At 30.9% G+C, this 16,946-nt stretch carries 22 protein-coding genes; 1 reads left to right on the forward strand and 21 read right to left on the reverse strand.

The window, feature by feature from the left end; genetic code table 11:
• Position 1: 1 nt before the first annotated feature.
• From alaS to RRB46_RS01715, 13 genes are all read right to left on the reverse strand, one after another.
• Entirely contained in the window at positions 2-2,620 is a 2,619-nt protein-coding gene (alaS, locus tag RRB46_RS01655; RefSeq protein WP_311537258.1) for an alanine--tRNA ligase, read from the reverse strand.
• Between the two features lie 9 nt (positions 2,621-2,629).
• Positions 2,630-3,031 carry an Rrf2 family transcriptional regulator gene (locus tag RRB46_RS01660; protein WP_311537259.1) on the reverse strand — a complete coding sequence of 134 codons (402 nt, stop codon included), beginning with the start codon at positions 3,029-3,031 and terminating at the stop codon, positions 2,630-2,632.
• A gap of 8 nt (positions 3,032-3,039) precedes the next feature.
• Positions 3,040-3,693, reverse strand: coding sequence for a DUF655 domain-containing protein (locus RRB46_RS01665; protein ID WP_296126512.1), 654 nt, complete (start codon positions 3,691-3,693; stop codon positions 3,040-3,042).
• Positions 3,694-3,717: 24 nt separating this feature from the next.
• Positions 3,718-4,026 (reverse strand): ribosome silencing factor, encoded by a 309-nt coding sequence (gene rsfS / locus RRB46_RS01670; RefSeq protein ID WP_296126507.1) that lies wholly within the window; start codon positions 4,024-4,026, stop codon positions 3,718-3,720.
• A complete protein-coding gene (gene yqeK, locus RRB46_RS01675; protein WP_296126505.1) occupies positions 4,001-4,585 on the reverse strand; it encodes a bis(5'-nucleosyl)-tetraphosphatase (symmetrical) YqeK in 585 nt (194 codons plus the stop codon). Before yqeK ends, rsfS begins: the two co-directional genes overlap by 26 nt.
• Positions 4,578-5,174 (reverse strand): nicotinate (nicotinamide) nucleotide adenylyltransferase, encoded by a 597-nt coding sequence (nadD, locus tag RRB46_RS01680; protein ID WP_296126502.1) that lies wholly within the window; start codon positions 5,172-5,174, stop codon positions 4,578-4,580. Before nadD ends, yqeK begins: the two co-directional genes overlap by 8 nt.
• Positions 5,174-5,458, reverse strand: a complete 285-nt coding sequence (gene yhbY, locus RRB46_RS01685) for a ribosome assembly RNA-binding protein YhbY (protein WP_296126500.1) — start codon at positions 5,456-5,458, stop codon at positions 5,174-5,176. Before yhbY ends, nadD begins: the two co-directional genes overlap by 1 nt.
• An 8-nt stretch (positions 5,459-5,466) precedes the next feature.
• Positions 5,467-6,747, reverse strand: a complete 1,281-nt coding sequence (gene obgE / locus RRB46_RS01690; protein ID WP_311537260.1) for a GTPase ObgE — start codon at positions 6,745-6,747, stop codon at positions 5,467-5,469.
• Between the two features lie 54 nt (positions 6,748-6,801).
• Positions 6,802-7,083 (reverse strand): 50S ribosomal protein L27, encoded by a 282-nt coding sequence (rpmA, locus tag RRB46_RS01695; RefSeq protein ID WP_072537410.1) that lies wholly within the window; start codon positions 7,081-7,083, stop codon positions 6,802-6,804.
• A complete protein-coding gene (locus tag RRB46_RS01700; RefSeq protein WP_296126494.1) occupies positions 7,080-7,397 on the reverse strand; it encodes a ribosomal-processing cysteine protease Prp in 318 nt (105 codons plus the stop codon). Before RRB46_RS01700 ends, rpmA begins: the two co-directional genes overlap by 4 nt.
• The gene (rplU, locus tag RRB46_RS01705; protein WP_296126490.1) at positions 7,397-7,708 is read right to left on the reverse strand and encodes a 50S ribosomal protein L21; all 312 of its coding nucleotides are present in this window, start codon (positions 7,706-7,708) and stop codon (positions 7,397-7,399) included. The genes RRB46_RS01700 and rplU overlap by 1 nt, the downstream gene beginning before the upstream one ends.
• Positions 7,709-7,806: 98 nt before the next feature.
• Positions 7,807-8,970, reverse strand: coding sequence for a tRNA uracil 4-sulfurtransferase ThiI (gene thiI, locus RRB46_RS01710; protein ID WP_311537261.1), 1,164 nt, complete (start codon positions 8,968-8,970; stop codon positions 7,807-7,809).
• On the reverse strand, positions 8,970-10,079 hold the full coding sequence (locus tag RRB46_RS01715; protein WP_311537262.1) for a cysteine desulfurase family protein: 1,110 nt from the start codon (positions 10,077-10,079) through the stop codon (positions 8,970-8,972). The genes thiI and RRB46_RS01715 overlap by 1 nt, the downstream gene beginning before the upstream one ends.
• Before the next feature lie 67 nt (positions 10,080-10,146).
• Here RRB46_RS01715 and RRB46_RS01720 point away from each other — a divergent pair, with 67 nt between their 5' ends.
• Positions 10,147-11,061 carry a ribonuclease H-like domain-containing protein gene (locus tag RRB46_RS01720; protein ID WP_311537263.1) on the forward strand — a complete coding sequence of 305 codons (915 nt, stop codon included), beginning with the start codon at positions 10,147-10,149 and terminating at the stop codon, positions 11,059-11,061.
• Here the strand turns inward: RRB46_RS01720 and RRB46_RS01725 are convergent.
• The 8 genes from RRB46_RS01725 to RRB46_RS01760 form a co-directional block, all read right to left on the reverse strand.
• Complete coding sequence (locus RRB46_RS01725) at positions 11,056-11,751, reverse strand: uracil-DNA glycosylase (RefSeq protein WP_399529763.1); 696 nt, start codon at positions 11,749-11,751, stop codon at positions 11,056-11,058. The two genes, RRB46_RS01720 and RRB46_RS01725, sit on opposite strands and share 6 nt — an antisense overlap.
• Positions 11,738-12,178 carry a signal peptidase II gene (lspA, locus tag RRB46_RS01730; RefSeq protein ID WP_297688856.1) on the reverse strand — a complete coding sequence of 147 codons (441 nt, stop codon included), beginning with the start codon at positions 12,176-12,178 and terminating at the stop codon, positions 11,738-11,740. Before lspA ends, RRB46_RS01725 begins: the two co-directional genes overlap by 14 nt.
• Entirely contained in the window at positions 12,175-12,876 is a 702-nt protein-coding gene (locus RRB46_RS01735) for a YlmH/Sll1252 family protein (protein WP_311537264.1), read from the reverse strand. Before RRB46_RS01735 ends, lspA begins: the two co-directional genes overlap by 4 nt.
• 93 nt (positions 12,877-12,969) lie before the next feature.
• Complete coding sequence (locus RRB46_RS01740; RefSeq protein ID WP_296126473.1) at positions 12,970-13,533, reverse strand: cell division protein SepF; 564 nt, start codon at positions 13,531-13,533, stop codon at positions 12,970-12,972.
• 68 nt (positions 13,534-13,601) lie between these two features.
• The gene (locus RRB46_RS01745; RefSeq protein WP_296126471.1) at positions 13,602-14,585 is read right to left on the reverse strand and encodes an NAD(P)H-dependent glycerol-3-phosphate dehydrogenase; all 984 of its coding nucleotides are present in this window, start codon (positions 14,583-14,585) and stop codon (positions 13,602-13,604) included.
• A gap of 8 nt (positions 14,586-14,593) precedes the next feature.
• Positions 14,594-15,172 (reverse strand): glycerol-3-phosphate 1-O-acyltransferase PlsY, encoded by a 579-nt coding sequence (gene plsY / locus RRB46_RS01750; protein WP_296126468.1) that lies wholly within the window; start codon positions 15,170-15,172, stop codon positions 14,594-14,596.
• Positions 15,169-16,488, reverse strand: coding sequence for a ribosome biogenesis GTPase Der (gene der, locus RRB46_RS01755; protein WP_296126466.1), 1,320 nt, complete (start codon positions 16,486-16,488; stop codon positions 15,169-15,171). Before der ends, plsY begins: the two co-directional genes overlap by 4 nt.
• A gap of 36 nt (positions 16,489-16,524) precedes the next feature.
• Entirely contained in the window at positions 16,525-16,944 is a 420-nt protein-coding gene (locus tag RRB46_RS01760; protein WP_296126464.1) for a SoxR reducing system RseC family protein, read from the reverse strand.
• Positions 16,945-16,946 lie beyond the last annotated feature (2 nt).

Consider the following 16,946-nt stretch of genomic DNA (forward strand, 5'->3'; position numbering starts at 1 on the left):
ATTACTCCTTGATTATTTCATAAGCCTTTTCTAAGGCTTTATCTAATGCAGATATGTCGTTCGCACCAGCTTGGGCGAAGTTTTTCCTTCCACCACCATTTCCACCAGCGACTTTTGCAATTTCTCTTATAATTTGACCAGCATTGTATTTATCTGTCAAATTATCATCTACTGAAACAGTAAATATTATCTTATCTGAAACAGTTGCAAAGACGATTACAAGATTAGAATATTGGTTTTTAATCCTATTTTCCAAATCCCTTAGCTCATCAATGCTTACATTATCAAATTTGGCTACTAGCAAATTAATTCCATTTACTTCTTCTATCTTTTCTTTTAGTTCTCCAAATATGTCTTTATTTGATTGAGATTTTAATCTCTTAATTTCCTCATCTTTATTAATGAGTTCATTCTTAAGAGATTTTATTTTAGAATCTATGTTATGGACGTTTGTATCTAAACTAGCTGCTATGCTTCTAAGCTTATCTTCTTGTGCCAAAATCAAATTATATACAGCTTTTCCTGTTATAGCTTCGATTCTTCTAACTCCTGCAGCTGCTGATGATTCGGATTCTATCTTAAAGATTAAGACTTCAGATGTATTGTTTACATGGCAACCACCACATAACTCTTTTGAGTAATCACCCATAGATACAACTCTTACAGTTTCTTTGTACTTATCCTCAAATAGTCCGATAGCTCCAATTTCTTCAGATTTTTTATAGTCCATATATTCTTTTTTCACAGGAAGCTCTGCTCTGATTTTTTCATTGACTATTTTTTCTATTTGTAATATTTCTTCTTGGCTTAAAGCCTTGTTGTAAGAGAAGTCAAATCTAAGCTTATTTGGATCTACTAAAGAACCTGCTTGTTTTATATCTTTACCAAGCACATCTATTAATGCTTGATCAAGTAAGTGTGTTGCAGAATGGTTTCTTTGGATATCGTATCTTCTTTCCAAATCAATCTTAAATTCCGCATCATCATTTGCAACAAGCTCGCCTTCTAGAATTTCAACATAATGGAATATTATATCATTTTTCTTTTGTACATCTATGACTTTTGCCTTACCCTTATTTGTTAATATATATCCGGTATCAGCTACTTGTCCACCACCTTCTGGATAAAATGAAGTTTTATTACTTATTACTATACCTTTATTAGGATTTTTTATCGATTCTTTTTCTTCATTATCTACAAATATTGCTAGTATTTTAGCATCAACATCAAATTCATCATAGCCGACAAATTCTGTCTTTGCTATATGGTCTGTTATTAGGTTGTCGTGGTTTGAGCCCTTATCAACCTTACGAGCATTTCTTGCAAGATTTCTTTGTTTTTCCATCTCTTCTTCAAACTTCTTTTCATCTACTTCTAGATTTTCTTCTTCAAGTATTTCTTTTGTAAGATCTAATGGGAAACCATAAGTGTCATATAGCTTGAAAGCATCTGAACCATCAAATACCTTTTGTCCATTTGCTTTTGTTGTAGCAATTAGGTCATTAAGTATATCTAATCCTTGGTTTATTGTTTTTTGGAATCTATTTTCCTCATCACTTATAACTTTATGAATATTTTCTTGATTATCTACTAATTCGTCATATTCTGCTTTATAGGTTTCTACAACCTTGTCAACTATCTTATTTAAAAATGCTCCTTCAATTCCTAATAATTTACCGTGTCTATAAGCTCTTCTTATAAGTCTTCTTAATACATATCCACGTTTTTCATTTGATGGAATAACCCCATCTGAAACTAAAAATGTCATTGCCTTGGCATGGTCTGCAATAACTCTGATTGATATATCATCTTTTTTATTTTCTTTATATATTTTGTTAGATAATTTTTCAATTTCAGATATTATTTCTGCCATCACATCTATTTCAAAGATATTATCTTTTCCCTGAAGAACCATTGCAATTCTTTCAAGGCCCATTCCTGTATCTATGTTTGGATGAGCAAGATTTGTATAATTGCCTTGATTATCTTTGTTAAATTGGGTAAATACAAGATTCCATACTTCCATAAACCTATCTGAATCATCGTTACCAGGCATGTTGTCATTTTCATCAATAGCTCTCTCAACTCCCCTATCGACAAAAATTTCTGAACAAGGTCCGCATGGGCCTACTTCTAGCTCCCAGAAATTATCTTCTTTACCTTGTCTAAGAATTCTTTCAGCTGGCATTTTCATTTCATTATGCCAGATATTATAGGCTTCGTCATCATCTTTATATACAGTCACCCATAAATCATTTTTATCTATACCAAGTCTTTCTGTTAGAAATTCATAAGCCCAGCTTATTGCCTCTCTTTTAAAATAATCGCCAAAAGAAAAGTTACCTAGCATCTCAAAAAATGTACCATGACGTTCGGTCTTTCCAACTCTTTCTATATCACCAGTACGAACACATCTTTGTGATGAAGTTGCTCTGTTGTTTTTCATCTTTTTTTCGCCTGTAAAATATTTCTTTAGAGGTGCCATGCCTGCGTTTATTAATAAAAGAGTGTCATCATCAATCGGTGTTAATGGAAATGATTTTAAAAGTGTATGGTTTTTCTCATTTGCAAAAAATTCTAAGTAGCTTTTTCTAAGCTCATTCATTCCTAAGTTTTTCATCTGTTCTCCTTAAATTTCGTGTTTAATAATATTATCCAAAGTTATGGAATCGACAGCCTCATTTATTAGACTATCTAATTTTGTAAATACATCATATGCATCACATTTTTCAGTGCACTCTACTTTTCCACTTACGCAGTCACTCATTGTTAGGTCACCCTCTAAGCTCCTTAGAATTTGACCTATAGAAATATCTTTAAGTGGTTTGCTTATCTTATATCCGCCCTTTGGTCCACGGCTTGATTTTATCAAGTCATCTTTTCTTAGCATTCTTACTAATTGTTCTAAATAATTTTCTGATAAATTTAAATTTTCACTAATTTCAGAAACAGGTACATAGCCCTTATCTTCATTTTCTGCTATATAGCATATTGCTCTAAGTCCATACCTGCCTCTTGTTGATAATTTCATATATACCCCTATACCGTTATCAAATCTTTCATTGCATCAAAATATTTATCACCTATACCGCTAACATTTTTTATCTCTTCGATCTTTTCAAATCTCTTTTTCTCTCGATATTCTATTATAGCTTCAGCTCTTTTTTCGCCTATATTGGGCAAAGTCATGAGTTCTTCCTTGCTTGCTAAATTTAGGTTGACCTTAGTTTGTGAGTTTTGATTAGAGATTGGTTGACTTAGACCCAATGCTTTGGTGTTATCAGCATTTATGTTTTGATTCTCATCAATATTAGGTATGTAAATTTTCATCTGATCTTCTAACCTTAAGGCTAGATTTATCGCATTTATATCTGCCTTTTCTGTTAGCCCACCTGCCTTTTTGACTAAATCATCTAATCTGTCACCATCTTTTATATCATAAACGCCAGAACGCAATACTTCCCCAGATATATAGACTTTTTTATCAAAATTTTCCAAATCTGGTGACTCATCTTCTTCTGTAGTATTTTCTTCTTTGTTTCCGTTTTTGTGGTCAGTATCCTTTACAATTATAGTCTCTTCTTTATTTGTAAATTTATCGATTATGCTATTATCCGAGAAAATATTAGCTACTAGGAAGGCTAAAGCTATGATAGCTGCAAATATAAATTTGTCTTTTCTATCTTTAGGCATACTTACTCCTAATAATCTATGGGATTAGTTCTCCCATAGATTATCTATATCATAGAACTCTCTTTGTTTTTGGGTGAATATGTGAACTATAACATCACTAACATCTATTAAAATCCATTCACCTTCTCTTAGTCCTTCGTTTGATAATACTTCATAACCTTCTTTTGCTAAAGCTTCTTCTATATAATCAGCTAAGGCTCTAGTTTGGTTTATTGAATTACCTGTAGCTACAACAAAATAATCCGCTACAGAAGAGTCTTCTAATTTTATTACATTTATATCATCGGCTAATTTATCTTCTAGTGTTTTAACTATTATGTCTAGTTTTTCCATTTTTCTCCTCTATCAAGTAATTTCTTGCTTCTATACTTAGTGGATTTATAGTTGATTTTTTTGATATTAAAAATTTTATACTACTATCAAGCAGCATCAACATAGTTTCATCCAAGTTAACTACTGATTCTTTTCTAATATCTTCAATCCCCTTAAAATCCCTAGCAGGTTCTATAGCATCAGCAATAAATATTATTTTCTCTAACTTACTCATATTTGCCTTGCCAGTAGTGTGGAAACTTATCGCTGATAATAAATCCTCATCATTAATATTATACACTTTTTTTGCTAATTCTGCTCCTAAAAATGAATGGAGAACAGGGTCTGTTTCTGAACTTACTGGATAATTTGAAATGTCGATATATAGCTTATCTATATACTTTTTTTCGTTGTATTTTGCACAATCATGTAAAACTCCTGCTAGATAGGCTTTTTCTTCATCTAATCCGTAAATTTTAGCTAAATTACTCGCTGTTTTAGCTACCCTAAGACTATGGTTATATCTTTTTTCTCCAATATCTTCTAATATTTTTTCTTTAATATAATCAAGATCATGCATATAAATTCCTCTGTTTAATAATATAAGCAACCTCATCTTTAACAAGATATTTTATACTTTTCTCATCCTTTACTAAAGATCTTATTAGAGTTGAAGATATATTTATACTTAAGCTATTTACTAGGAATATATTTGGATTATCCTTCCTAACTTTTTTTACTTTTTCAACAAATTGGCTTTCAGAATCTATACCTTCCCTGGAAAAAACAATTATATTTGAGTCTAATATATATTTATAATTCTTCCAAGTATCTATAGTCATAAATGAGTCCTCACCCATTATATAAAAGATTTCATGTCCCTTTAGAGAATCTGTAAAATATTTTATTGTATCATGGGTGTACCTAACTACCTGATCTGTGGATTCAAAGGTAGATAAGATTATCTTATCATTATCTTTGATAGCCTCGCTTACCATTTCAACTCTAGTATTGACATTAGTAATCTTCTTATCTTTTTTGTGAGGAGGATTAGATGATGGTAATATGATAATTCTATCAAGATTCATATAATTAATCACATTCTCCATCACTATTAAATGACCTAAATGTATTGGATCAAATGTTCCTCCATAAAGTCCTATCCTCATTATAAGTTATAAGAATTTGATTCGTTTTTTCTGTAAATTGTAATTATTGATCCAATATGTGAAATAAACTCACAATTTAATTTGTCAATTATAGTATCAATAATTTCATCAGCATCATCTAGATTATTATTTAGAATCTTTATTTTTATTAATTCCCTAGCTTCTAAGGCTTCATCAATTGCTTCTAGCAATTGATCTGTTACTGAAAATTTACCTATATTTATTATTGGTTTAAAATCATGAGCTTCTTGCTTAAGCATAGCTCTTTGCTTTCCTGTTAACATACTTCCTCCTATTCATAATACTCAAAGACAATATCGCCTACTGCTACACTATCTCCATCTTTTATTCCCATTTCTTTAAGTTTGTCAAATACTTCCATCTCTCTTAGGGTCGATTCAAAATACATTCTTGAGTCATAATCGTCTATGTCTACCTTCTTTATCAAATTATCGACTCTCTTACCATAAACTATATAAATATCATCTTCTTTTGTAAAGTTAAGATCGTATTCAATTTCTTTATTATAAAATTCATCTAAGAAGTTTTCGTCTACTTCTTCCATAAGAGCAAACTCTTCTTCTTTTCTCTTATCTAGATCAAAAGCTACATAATCAATCATATCTTTTATACCTTGAGTGGTAGCAGCTGATATTTTGAAAATTTTATAAGAATTTCCAAATTCTTTTATAAACTCTTCGGCATTATTATTAGAATCTAATTCTGATTTATTAAGGGCGATTATCATTGGTTTTTTAGCTAAATCGTCATTATAAAGTTCTAATTCTTTATTAATTAGCCTAAAATCATCGATTGGATTTCTTCCTTCAAGTCCTGCTATATCTACAACATGGATTAGTATCCTGCATCTTTCTACATGCTTTAAAAAATCATGGCCTAGACCTTGCCCATCGTTTGCACCTTCGATTAGACCAGCAATATCTGCAACTATAAAACTTCTCTCACTATCAACTTGGACTACCCCAAGATTAGGATCAATTGTTGTAAAATGATAATTAGCAATCTTTGGTTTTGCCTTACTTATTACGGATAAAAGAGTTGATTTACCTACATTTGGTAAGCCGACAAGTCCTACATCAGCTAGTACTTTTAGCTCAAAGATTACATTGATTTCTTGACCTTTTCTTCCTGACTCAGCAAACCTAGGAGCTTGTCTAATAGAGTTTTTAAAGTGGACGTTACCTCTACCGCCTCTACCACCTTTGGCAATTAAGAATTCTTCACCATCTTTGTTTAAATCTTTTATAATAACATTAGATTCTTCTTCTCTGATTAAAGTTCCTACAGGCACTGGTATTATTAAGTTTTCGCCTTTTTTGCCGAATTTTTTATTCTTTCCACCTTGTTCACCATTTTCTGCATGAAATTTTTTCTTATATCTAAATTCATCAAGAGTGGAGAGGTTTCTTGTGGCTTTTATAATTATTGAGCCACCATTTCCCCCATCACCACCGGCTGGTCCTCCAGTTGGTTCATATTTTTCCCTTCTCCAAGCGACTGCACCATTACCGCCATCGCCTGCCTTTAAGCTTACTTTTGCTATATCTATCATATTTTTCCTTTCATAAAAAAAGGCTTGCCAAAGGCAAGCTTAATTTTTTCTTAATTATTGTGCATAAACAGATACTTGTTTTCTGCTTTTGCCTTTTCTTTCAAATTTTACAACACCTTCACATGATGCATAAAGAGTATCATCAGCACCTCTTTTAACGTTATTTCCTGGGTGGATTTTTGTTCCTCTTTGTCTAACAATGATTGTTCCAGCATTTACAAATTGACCGTCAGCTCTTTTAACGCCAAGTCTTTTAGCTCTTGAGTCTCTACCGTTCTTTGAAGATGAAACTCCCTTTTTACTTGAAAATCTTTGTAAATTAATATTTAATATCATGATTTCTCCTTATAATTTAATTTCACATAGCTGCTATAATTACCTAAAAGTGTTTCAATACCAGTCTTAAAATAATCAAATATTACTTCTGTTTCCCTATTCGGATAAGCAATACTTACAGACATTGTTACTTCATCATCTGCAAAAATCACCTCATCTTCATATTTATCAAGGGTATTTACACAAGTATAGGCAAGTATTGTTACAGCTGAACATACCAGGTCTTTGCCATATTCATCATATTCTGCATGACCTTTAACTTCAAATCCTACTATTTCGTCCTTTTGATTGATTAATAAATCAACATTAATCATTAAAGACTTATGCTATTAATTTTTACTAAAGTATAAGGTTGTCTGTGACCGTGTTTTTTTCTATATTGTTTTTTAGGTTTAAATTTAAACACTACGATTTTTTTAGCTTTATTTTGATCTTCAACAGTTGCAGATACTTTTGCACCTTCAACAACTGGACTACCAACTTTGATATCTCCATCGTTAGATACTAATAAAACTTCTTCAAAATCAACAGTTTCACCAACTTCGTAATTAAGTTTTTCAACTCTTACCAAGTCACCTTCTGATACTTTGTATTGTTTTCCACCTGTTTTGATTATTGCGTACATGGAAATCCTCCTAATTCTTAAATTCTCGCCAGCATTCGGGGATCAGAGCCCTAACTGAGCGGTCTACTCATATATATTACTTCTATTTGATAACTTTGTCAAGATATTTCTATTATTTCCATCTTATCGATAGCTTCATTTTCTAACTTTTCTATGTCTAGCTTTTCTTCAGACATTTTTATATATTTTAACTTAGGTTTTGTTAGTGGTGAATCAGGGGCAAAAATTGAGCAACAATCATCATATGGCTCTATGGATTTTTCATAAGAACCTATTTTATATGATATGTCAATAATATCCTTCTTATCCATGGCAACTAATGGTCTTAAGATTGGCCTTTCTGAAGAATCATTTATTACAGAAATTGACTCTATTGTCTGGCTTGCTACTTGGCCCAAACTTTCCCCTGTAATTAAGGCTTGATACTCCTTGCTTTCAGCTATTTTATTGGCAATCCTCATCATAAATCTCCTAGATAAGATTGTTGTTTCTCTCCTATCACAATTTTGGTTAATTGCCTTATAAATATCAGCTAAATTTATTGAATATATAGTCATCTTGCCTGTGTAGGCTGATAAAATTTCTCCTAGGTCAATAGCCTTTTGTAAGGCTCTTTTTGATGTAAAAGGATATGAATGAAAATGTAAGCAGTCAATCTTCATTCCTCTTTTTGCCACCATAAAACCAGCTACTGGTGAATCAATTCCGCCAGATAAGAGTAATAGGCCTTTTCCTGAAGATCCGATTGGGAGACCTCCTAAGCCTTCAAACCTATCAGCATACACATAAACATTTTCTTTTACATCTATATATATCTTAAAATCAGGATTATGAACATCCACTCTTAGGTTTGCAAAATCTCGTAGCATAAATCCACCTATTTTTGCACTTAATTCTGGACTTTTTAATTTAAAGGTCTTATCTGTCCTTCTGCTTTCTACCTTAAAAGTATAGTTATTGTCCGCATATGAGCTTTGAACAACTTCTTTTGTTGCATTATATATAGAATCAAGATCTTTATTTGTTTTTAAAACATAAGCAAGATAAGAAATCCCAAATACTTTTAAGATATTTTCCTTTAATTTATCAAAATCTTGCCTATCAGCTTCAATGTATAACTTTGAAGATTCTGTATAAATATTGCCATGTTTGATATCTCTTATATTTCTTTTTATATTATCAATTGCTTGTTTGTAGAAAATATTTCTATTCTTGCCTTTTAAGAATATTTCACCAAAGCTAACTGCAATCATCCATTCCATTATATTACCATCCTTATTAGTTCAATACTTCTTTTTAGAATATCTATTGTAAAATCAAGGTCTTCTTTGCTTATTTCACCACTGAAAGAAAATCTAATTGCCCCATCCATATATTTTTCATCTAGATCTATAGCAGATAAAATCCTGCTATCATCTCCCTTTGAGCAGGCAGACCCGCTTGATACATAAATTTCCTCTTCTTCCAGCATATGGAGTAAAACCTCAGCCTTAATATTTGCAAAAGCAACATCTAGTATATATGGTGAAGAATTCTTTTCTGGAGAAATTATATAATAATCGTCAATATTATTCTTAATTAATAACCTTAAATAGGTATTTAGCTCTTTTATATAGTCATACTCATCAGCTTCAATCTGTTTTTTTAGAGCAGTTGCCATCGCATAAATAGATGGTGCGTCACTTGTTCCCGATGATATTATTTCTTGATATCCTCCATCTAAGATAGGTTTAACCTTTGCAATTACATCTCTTTTTACATATAAACCACCCATTTGCTTAGGCCCGTGGAATTTATGGGCAGAAAAACTCATCATGTCTACACCAAGTGCCTTTACATCACAGTTAATCTTACCTAGGGCCTGAGTTGCATCAATATGTAAAATTATACCTTTATTGTAAGTTTTGATTATTTTTGATATTTGCTTAATATCTTGAATGCAGCCAATTTCATTATTAACATAAATTATCGATACAAAACTTAGGTCTTTGCTTAATTTGTTTTTTAAATCTTCAAGATCAATAAAACCATATTTATCATTACCTAAATAAATAACCTTATCAAATTTAGAATTTTTAAAAGCTTCATCTACTGAAGAGTGTTCTATTTTGCTTGTCAAAGCGATTCCTTCAAATGATTTAATCGCTATATTATTTGACTCACTTGCTGATTTTGTAAAAAATATTTCGCTCTCACTTGCTGAGATAACACTTGCTATATATTTTCTACTTTCTTTTATTAAATTTTCTGCTTCCATACCAAATGAATGAAGGGCACTTGGATTTGCAAAAGTCTTTTCTTGGGCTTTTACATATGCCTTAATAGCCTCATCATACATCTTTGTAGTCGCAGCATTATCTAGATAGATCATACATACTCCTTAATATTTCTATTATATTAGAAGTAAGTTAGATTACAAATTATAGTATAATATTATTATGATTACTATTAAAAAACATATAAATTCAAAAAAAATCTCAAACAAGGACCTTGTTTTGGATATAGAAACAACGGGTTTAGATTTTAAAAGTGATAAGCTTGTTTTACTTGGTCTTGTCAAGGTTATAGATAATAAAACATATATATTTCAATATTTTGCAGAAGATGATAGCGAAGAGGAAAGACTACTTGATATATATTTAAGAGAAATAAAAGGTAAAAGGGCTATAAGTTTCAATGGCGAAATTTTTGACTTCGTGTTTCTAAATTCACGTTTGATTGACCATGAAAAATTTCCGGTTATTATCGATAATAGCCTAGATATTTATAGGATTATTAAAAGAAGCTCAAAATTTATTTATTTTGATTCAATGAAGCTTGTAGATATAGAAAAGTTAATTGGCATCAATAGAAATGACCCCAGCAGGTACAAGGCCATATCTAAGTTAACTGATGACTTAAGAAAGAGGGCTAAGCCTTATCCTATATTAAAGCACAATGAAAATGATTTGATTGCAACAACAGAACTTGCCAATATAAAAGAAATAATTAAAGAAAAATTGGGAATTGCTACAAAGTTTGGCAATATTTACATCTCTAATGCTAATATTAATAAAGATATAGCAAATATAGAATTTAAGTCAGACAATAATCTAAATGAAACATATCTGGTTAAAGATAACTATCAAATAATAATAAAAGATAAATTTATTAGACTCAATCTGTTCGTTCTATACGGTAATTTCCCAGATGGATCAAATGGTCATGTCGCAATTAACACTTTAAACATAAAAAATAATTCTGATACTAATATCAACGAAAATCTCCTAATTGTTAGACAAGACTTCCTCTACAATTATAAAAACCTTTTAGCTTTAGCCAAAAAAATAATAGAGACTATAGATATTTTATAAGCTATCTACAGTCTCTATTTTCCAATTGATTTCTTCTTCTTTATTGTCTTTTAAAAATTGATTTGTTTTCGAAAAAACTTTTGATCCAAAAAATCCTCTCCTAGCAGATAAAGGCGAAGGGTGTGATGATTTTATTATTAAGTGTTTAGGATTGGTGATAAATCTTTCTTTAGATATCGCATTATTTCCCCAAAGGATAAAGACACATGGTCTTTCTTTCTCATTTAATATTTTAATTATTGCATCTGTAAATATTTTCCAGCCAATATTTTTATGAGAATTTGGTTTCTTTTCCTCAACTGTAAGACTTGTATTTAGGAGAAGTACCCCTTGTTTAGCCCAAGATATTAGAGAACCAGTATCAGCAATTGGAATTTCTAAATCAGCTTCTAATTCCTTATAGATATTTTTAAGTGAAGGAGGTATTTTCACACCTTCTTTGACTGAAAAGGCTAAGCCATTTGCCTGGCCTGGATTATAATATGGGTCTTGGCCAAGTATGAGAACCTTAGTATCTCTATAAGAAGATAATTTAAGAGCATTAAATATTTCACTTTTTGGAGGAAATATAGTCCTGTTATCATAAGCTTCTTCTAAAAAAACTATTATCTCTTTAAAATAAGCCTTATCGAATTCATCTTTTAAAATTTCATCCCAATCATTTCCTATAATATTTCTAATTTTCTTCATGGATAAAGAGTATATAAATTATTGCTAAACCACAACCTATTGTCACTAAGATGTCTGCAATATTAAATATTGGGAAGTTTATAAAGGCAAACTCTATAAAGTCTACAACATATCCATTAAAGGCCCTATCATAAAAATTACCCAAAGCTCCTGAAATAATGAATGATAGGGCTATGTTTAGTATTAAAGGATTATTTTTATAGTTTTTTATAAAGTAATAAATCAAATAAAGGACTATTGCAACAGTTATAAGAAGGAAAAATATCCTCTTATCTTGTAAAATTCCAAAAGCTGCTCCCCTATTTTCTAAATAAGTAAAATTAATTATTGGACTTTCGATTGGGTTTTCTATAAAATTGTTAATTGCGTAAATTTTACTTAACCTATCTAAGATTAAGCCAGCTACTATTATTAGTATATATATCATTTAATTTTCCTATATTCTATTTGGTAGTTTCCTTTTTTGCTTAAGCCGCTTATGGTATCATAGATAAATCTTCCATTTTTTCTAATAGATATTAGGGAAGATTCATTTACCTTATATGAAGGATCATCTATGGTCTGAAAATCTACCTTAACCATTCTAGCGGCAACTAGTTCTTTGGCCTTGCCTCTTGATGTAGAGATAAATTCTGCAACAAGATTATCAAGCCTTAGGCTTGAGATGAAGCCTTTGTGATACTCGTATTCTAAAGGAATTAAAGAAATTTGTCCATCTTCTTTTTTATTTAATCTTATCTTTTCGTTCTTAATTTTTGTCAAATTAAATTCTACAAAAGAAGCTATTTCCTTATCGATGACAAATTCTACCCTATCATCAAGTACAGAAATATCACCTATCTGATTTCTATCTATACCCAAACTTAATAAAGCTCCAAGTACATCAGGATGACTTATATCACTTGCATCAAATTCTAAAACGCTTAGATAATTAGGCTCATATAGAGGTAAATAATAGTAGTTTGCAACAAATATCTTTCTTTCAGCATTAGGATTACCACCAATAAAAGTGATGTCGATATTGTTTTTACCTGCAATATCTCTCATCACTTTTTGTTCAAATGGATCCAAAAAAAAGCTTGTTGTTTCTACCTTGCTGTAATAAGCTTTCTCTAAAAAAGCCAAGGCCTTTCTTATATTTGTTTTTTTCTGTTTATCTAAAATATGGTCGAGATTGTATATTAAAGCCATAAAAATAAAAGATCGAACTTAATCGATCTATAATTGGTTATAATTTCCTTCTGAAATTTGATCTGCTACAAAAGAATCTATTTCAACACCATTTGGTGTTATTACAAAAATACCTTTTGTAACTTTTTTCATATTACCCTTAAGAGCATATACAGCTCCGCTTACAAAATCGAATATTCTCATTCTTAGGTCATTATCAACCATCTCTAAGTTAAGTACTACCACTCTATTTTTTAGGATTTCTTCTATTACTACTGGCGCGTCATTATCATAATCTAATGGTTCTTGAATTGAAATTCTCATATTACTACTACTCCTAGAAAAATTGTTGCTATTCATACTTACTATATTGTCATCCTTACTACTAGTATATGAACCCTTATAAGTATAATCATCGTTTTTACTATAAGAATTTGATGAAAATGTATTTGATGAATATGATGGAGTTTTATCATCATCAATCAAATTACTGTAAGTTTTACGTTCGCTTTTATCTTCATCAGTTTCTTCTTCATCATAATACATTTGATCGTCATCATAATCATCGTAATTATCATCTATACCGATGAATTCTTTAAACCTATCTAACATTTAAACCACCCTTTGTTTTCTTTTTAATTCTTACACTTATTATATCCTAATTTCGACATATGTAAAAATTAATATTCACTCTTAATCTCTCTCATCATTAGATCTCTGACTGATTGGTCACAGTCTTTTCCCTTAAATAGGACTTCATATATTTCATTAGTTATAGGAAGCTCAACATTTTTTTCTTTTGCCAACTCATATACAGACTTTGTGGTTGGTATACCTTCAACAACCATGTGGATTTCTTTTTCAAGGTCTTCCACGCTTAAACCTTGGCCTACTAAAATTCCAGCTCTATTATTTCTAGAATGTTTACTAGTAGCCGTTACAATCAAATCCCCTACACCAGCAAGACCGTTGATTGTTTTTGAATTAGCGCCAAAAGCTTTAGCGAACCTATTCATTTCGTGAATACCCCTAGTTATGAGAGCAGCTTTCGCATTATCTCCATAACCAAGTCCACTTGTCATACCTATTCCAAAAGCAAGTATATTTTTAATAGCTCCGCCTAGCTCTACTCCAATTACATCCTGTGATGAGTAAACCCTAAAGTAATCTCTCACAAAAAGACTCTGTAGTTCTTTTGCTAAATTTTCATCTTCACAAGCACAGACAATAGTTGTAGGCATCTTCAAAATAACTTCTTCAGCATGTGATGGCCCACTTAATACCGCAAATTTAAGTTCCTTATTAAAGTCTCTAAAAATTTCTGATATTCTCTTATGGGTATTTAACTCGAGGCCTTTTGATAAATTAATTATAATATGATCACTTTTTAAATAATCCTTAGATTTTTCTAAAACTGACCTAATATTCTGGGTTGGTATACCATTAACTATATATTTATTTGAATAAATCTCTTTTAAGTCAGAAGTAGATTTTATCTTTTGGCTTAACTGTATATCAGGGAAATATTTTGAGTTTACATGCTTAGAATTTATTTCTTCTGCTAATTTTTGATCTCTTGCATATATCAAAACATCTTCTTTTTCTGCAAGGATATTGGCTATGGCTGTTGACCAGGAACCAGCTCCTAAAATTGATATTGTCATTTAATCACCTAAAATATTTTTTTCTCTTCACCCTTAATTAGTCTTTTAAAATTATCTTTATGCTTATAAAGTATTAATAAAGCAAGTATAACTAAACAAATTGTAAAATTAGTTATTCCAAACTTATATAAACCATAAAATATAGCCACAAAGGCAGCACTTATTGATGCTAATGATACAATCCTGCTTGTAAGAAACACAGCTAGAAATACTGCAAAAAGAGTTAGGGCAAATACTGGATTAATATAAACTAAGGCCCCAAAAATTGTCGCTATGCCTTTGCCTGCCTTAAAATTAAGTATAAAGCTATACATATGACCTATAACTACAAAAAACATAGCTAGGTACATACCATTTTCTCCAGCAATCTTACTTCCTATTAAACAGGCAATAATTGCCTTTAAGAAATCAAATAGAAAAGTTCCAAGACCAGCTAATTTTCCAAAATTTCTCAAGGCATTTGTACTTCCTACATTTCCTGACCCCATTTTTCTTATGTCTTTTTTGAAAAATATTTTTCCTATAGCATATCCAGCTGGAATTGAACCGATTACATATGCTATCACACAAATTAATAGGTACTTCATGATTTTTCCTTATGTTCTTTAAATACAAAGCTAAATGGAACCCCTACTAAGGCATAATTTTGCCTAATTTGATTCTCAAGATATCTAGTATATGAGAAGTGGATTAATTCCCTATCATTTATCGATAATAAGAATTTTGGAGGCATTGTTCCTACCTGGCTCATATAATAAATCTTAAGTCTCTTACCCTTATCTTGTGGAGGTGGATTTAGTAGCATTGCATCTTGTAAAATTGTATTTAAAACACCAGTCTTAATCCTCATCCTGTAGTTATTATCAACTGCTTCTATCATATCTAGTAGGGTATCTATCCTCTTATTATCCTTAACTGATATAAAGACAATTGGTGCATACATTGCAAAAGATAGGGTTTCTCTTATTCTTTTTTCCATATCTGCCATGGTATTGGTATCTTTTTCTACCAAATCCCATTTATTAACTGCAATTATTATTGCTTTTTTATTGTTATGGGCATATCCTGCAATCTTTGCGTCCTGCTCAGTTACTCCCACTGTAGCATCTATCAAAAACAAGCAAATTTCAGCACTATCTACAGCATCAAATGTCCTTTGATTTGCATAATATTCGATATTTTCTTTGACTTTTGCCTTTCTTCTTAGGCCTGCAGTATCAATTAAGACGTAGTTCTTGTCATTATATTGCCAATAAGAATCTACAGCATCTCTTGTAGTGCCCGCAATATTTGTAACAATCATCCTGTCTTCGTTTAAGAGTAGGTTTACAAGCGAGCTTTTGCCAGCATTTGGTTTACCAATTATAGCAATCCTTGTTTCATCTTCTGGTGAGTCAAATTGAGAGAAATCAATATAAGATGTAATAGCATCTAAAAGATCTCCTAAGCCCTTTGCTTGTTCTGCTGAAATTATTTTTAGATCATCAAAGCCAAATTGATAAAAATCGTAAATATCATCTGGCATGACCATATTATCTACCTTATTGGCTACTATTATTACAGGCTTATTATATTTTCTAATTTCATTTGCAATGTCGACATCGTGAGGATTTACCCCTTCTTTGCCATCGACTACAAATAAGATTAAATTAGTCTCAAGAAGGGCTTTCTCAACTTGTCCTTTTATTTCGACATTCATCATCTCTTTACTTGATATATCTATACCACCAGTGTCAACCAATTGAAATTCGTTATTTTGCCATTCAACTTTGTCAACAATCCTATCTCTTGTTACGCCAGATACATCTTCAGTTATCGATTTTCTTTTGCCAACTAATCTATTAAATAGTGTGGATTTACCTACATTTGTTCTACCTACTAAGGTTACTATTGGTAAGGCCATTTTTTCACTCCCTTATCCCATATTGAATTATCAATATTATTTATTTATTTTCCTAATTTTCATTAGCTGTTCTTTTTTAAATCTCTTATCTACTTTTCTCATTATCAAAATTGAGATAGCTAAAAATACTAATACACTTAACAAGGAAATAAGATTTAAATCCAAGTTTGAATTTTTAAATAATAATGATGGACCTATAGCACCTATCATTACCATTATCATTGGAAATACATAAACTATGGCAGATAATTTGTTTATCTGGCTTGCATCACTTTGTAAAAGCACAGTATCTCCCTTTTTTATATCATCTGCTGAAAACATTTCAATTATAGTTGATTTTCTTTCAGCACAAGATCCATTTGCAGCACAAGAGCCGCAAGCAGAGTTCCTATCTACTTGGATTTTTAAATTGCCATTATTATTTTCAAGGACTAAACCTTCTTTAGTCATTGACATTT

The organism is uncultured Anaerococcus sp., assembly GCF_963512375.1.
Lineage (GTDB): Bacteria > Bacillota > Clostridia > Tissierellales > Peptoniphilaceae > Anaerococcus.

Coding starts and splice junctions, on each gene's coding strand:
- rpmA (WP_072537410.1), bottom strand. CDS start 7,083: ATGATATTAAATATTAATTTACAAAGATTTTCAAGTAAAAAGGGAGTT.
- RRB46_RS01760 (WP_296126464.1), bottom strand. CDS start 16,944: ATGTCAATGACTAAAGAAGGTTTAGTCCTTGAAAATAATAATGGCAAT.
- obgE (WP_311537260.1), bottom strand. CDS start 6,747: ATGATAGATATAGCAAAAGTAAGCTTAAAGGCAGGCGATGGCGGTAAT.
- RRB46_RS01700 (WP_296126494.1), bottom strand. CDS start 7,397: ATGATTAATGTTGATTTATTAATCAATCAAAAGGACGAAATAGTAGGA.
- der (WP_296126466.1), bottom strand. CDS start 16,488: ATGGCCTTACCAATAGTAACCTTAGTAGGTAGAACAAATGTAGGTAAA.
- RRB46_RS01715 (WP_311537262.1), bottom strand. CDS start 10,079: ATGATCTATCTAGATAATGCTGCGACTACAAAGATGTATGATGAGGCT.
- rplU (WP_296126490.1), bottom strand. CDS start 7,708: ATGTACGCAATAATCAAAACAGGTGGAAAACAATACAAAGTATCAGAA.
- lspA (WP_297688856.1), bottom strand. CDS start 12,178: ATGATATATATACTAATAATAGTAGCTGGCTTAATCTTAGATAGGTTA.
- RRB46_RS01740 (WP_296126473.1), bottom strand. CDS start 13,533: ATGTTAGATAGGTTTAAAGAATTCATCGGTATAGATGATAATTACGAT.
- RRB46_RS01660 (WP_311537259.1), bottom strand. CDS start 3,031: ATGAAATTATCAACAAGAGGCAGGTATGGACTTAGAGCAATATGCTAT.
- RRB46_RS01665 (WP_296126512.1), bottom strand. CDS start 3,693: ATGCCTAAAGATAGAAAAGACAAATTTATATTTGCAGCTATCATAGCT.
- alaS (WP_311537258.1), bottom strand. CDS start 2,620: ATGAAAAACTTAGGAATGAATGAGCTTAGAAAAAGCTACTTAGAATTT.
- nadD (WP_296126502.1), bottom strand. CDS start 5,174: ATGAGGATAGGACTTTATGGAGGAACATTTGATCCAATACATTTAGGT.
- yqeK (WP_296126505.1), bottom strand. CDS start 4,585: ATGCATGATCTTGATTATATTAAAGAAAAAATATTAGAAGATATTGGA.
- RRB46_RS01725 (WP_399529763.1), bottom strand. CDS start 11,751: ATGAAGAAAATTAGAAATATTATAGGAAATGATTGGGATGAAATTTTA.
- thiI (WP_311537261.1), bottom strand. CDS start 8,970: ATGGAATGGATGATTGCAGTTAGCTTTGGTGAAATATTCTTAAAAGGC.
- plsY (WP_296126468.1), bottom strand. CDS start 15,172: ATGAAGTACCTATTAATTTGTGTGATAGCATATGTAATCGGTTCAATT.
- yhbY (WP_296126500.1), bottom strand. CDS start 5,458: ATGTTAACAGGAAAGCAAAGAGCTATGCTTAAGCAAGAAGCTCATGAT.
- RRB46_RS01745 (WP_296126471.1), bottom strand. CDS start 14,585: ATGACAATATCAATTTTAGGAGCTGGTTCCTGGTCAACAGCCATAGCC.
- rsfS (WP_296126507.1), bottom strand. CDS start 4,026: ATGGAAAAACTAGACATAATAGTTAAAACACTAGAAGATAAATTAGCC.
- RRB46_RS01720 (WP_311537263.1), top strand. CDS start 10,147: ATGATTACTATTAAAAAACATATAAATTCAAAAAAAATCTCAAACAAG.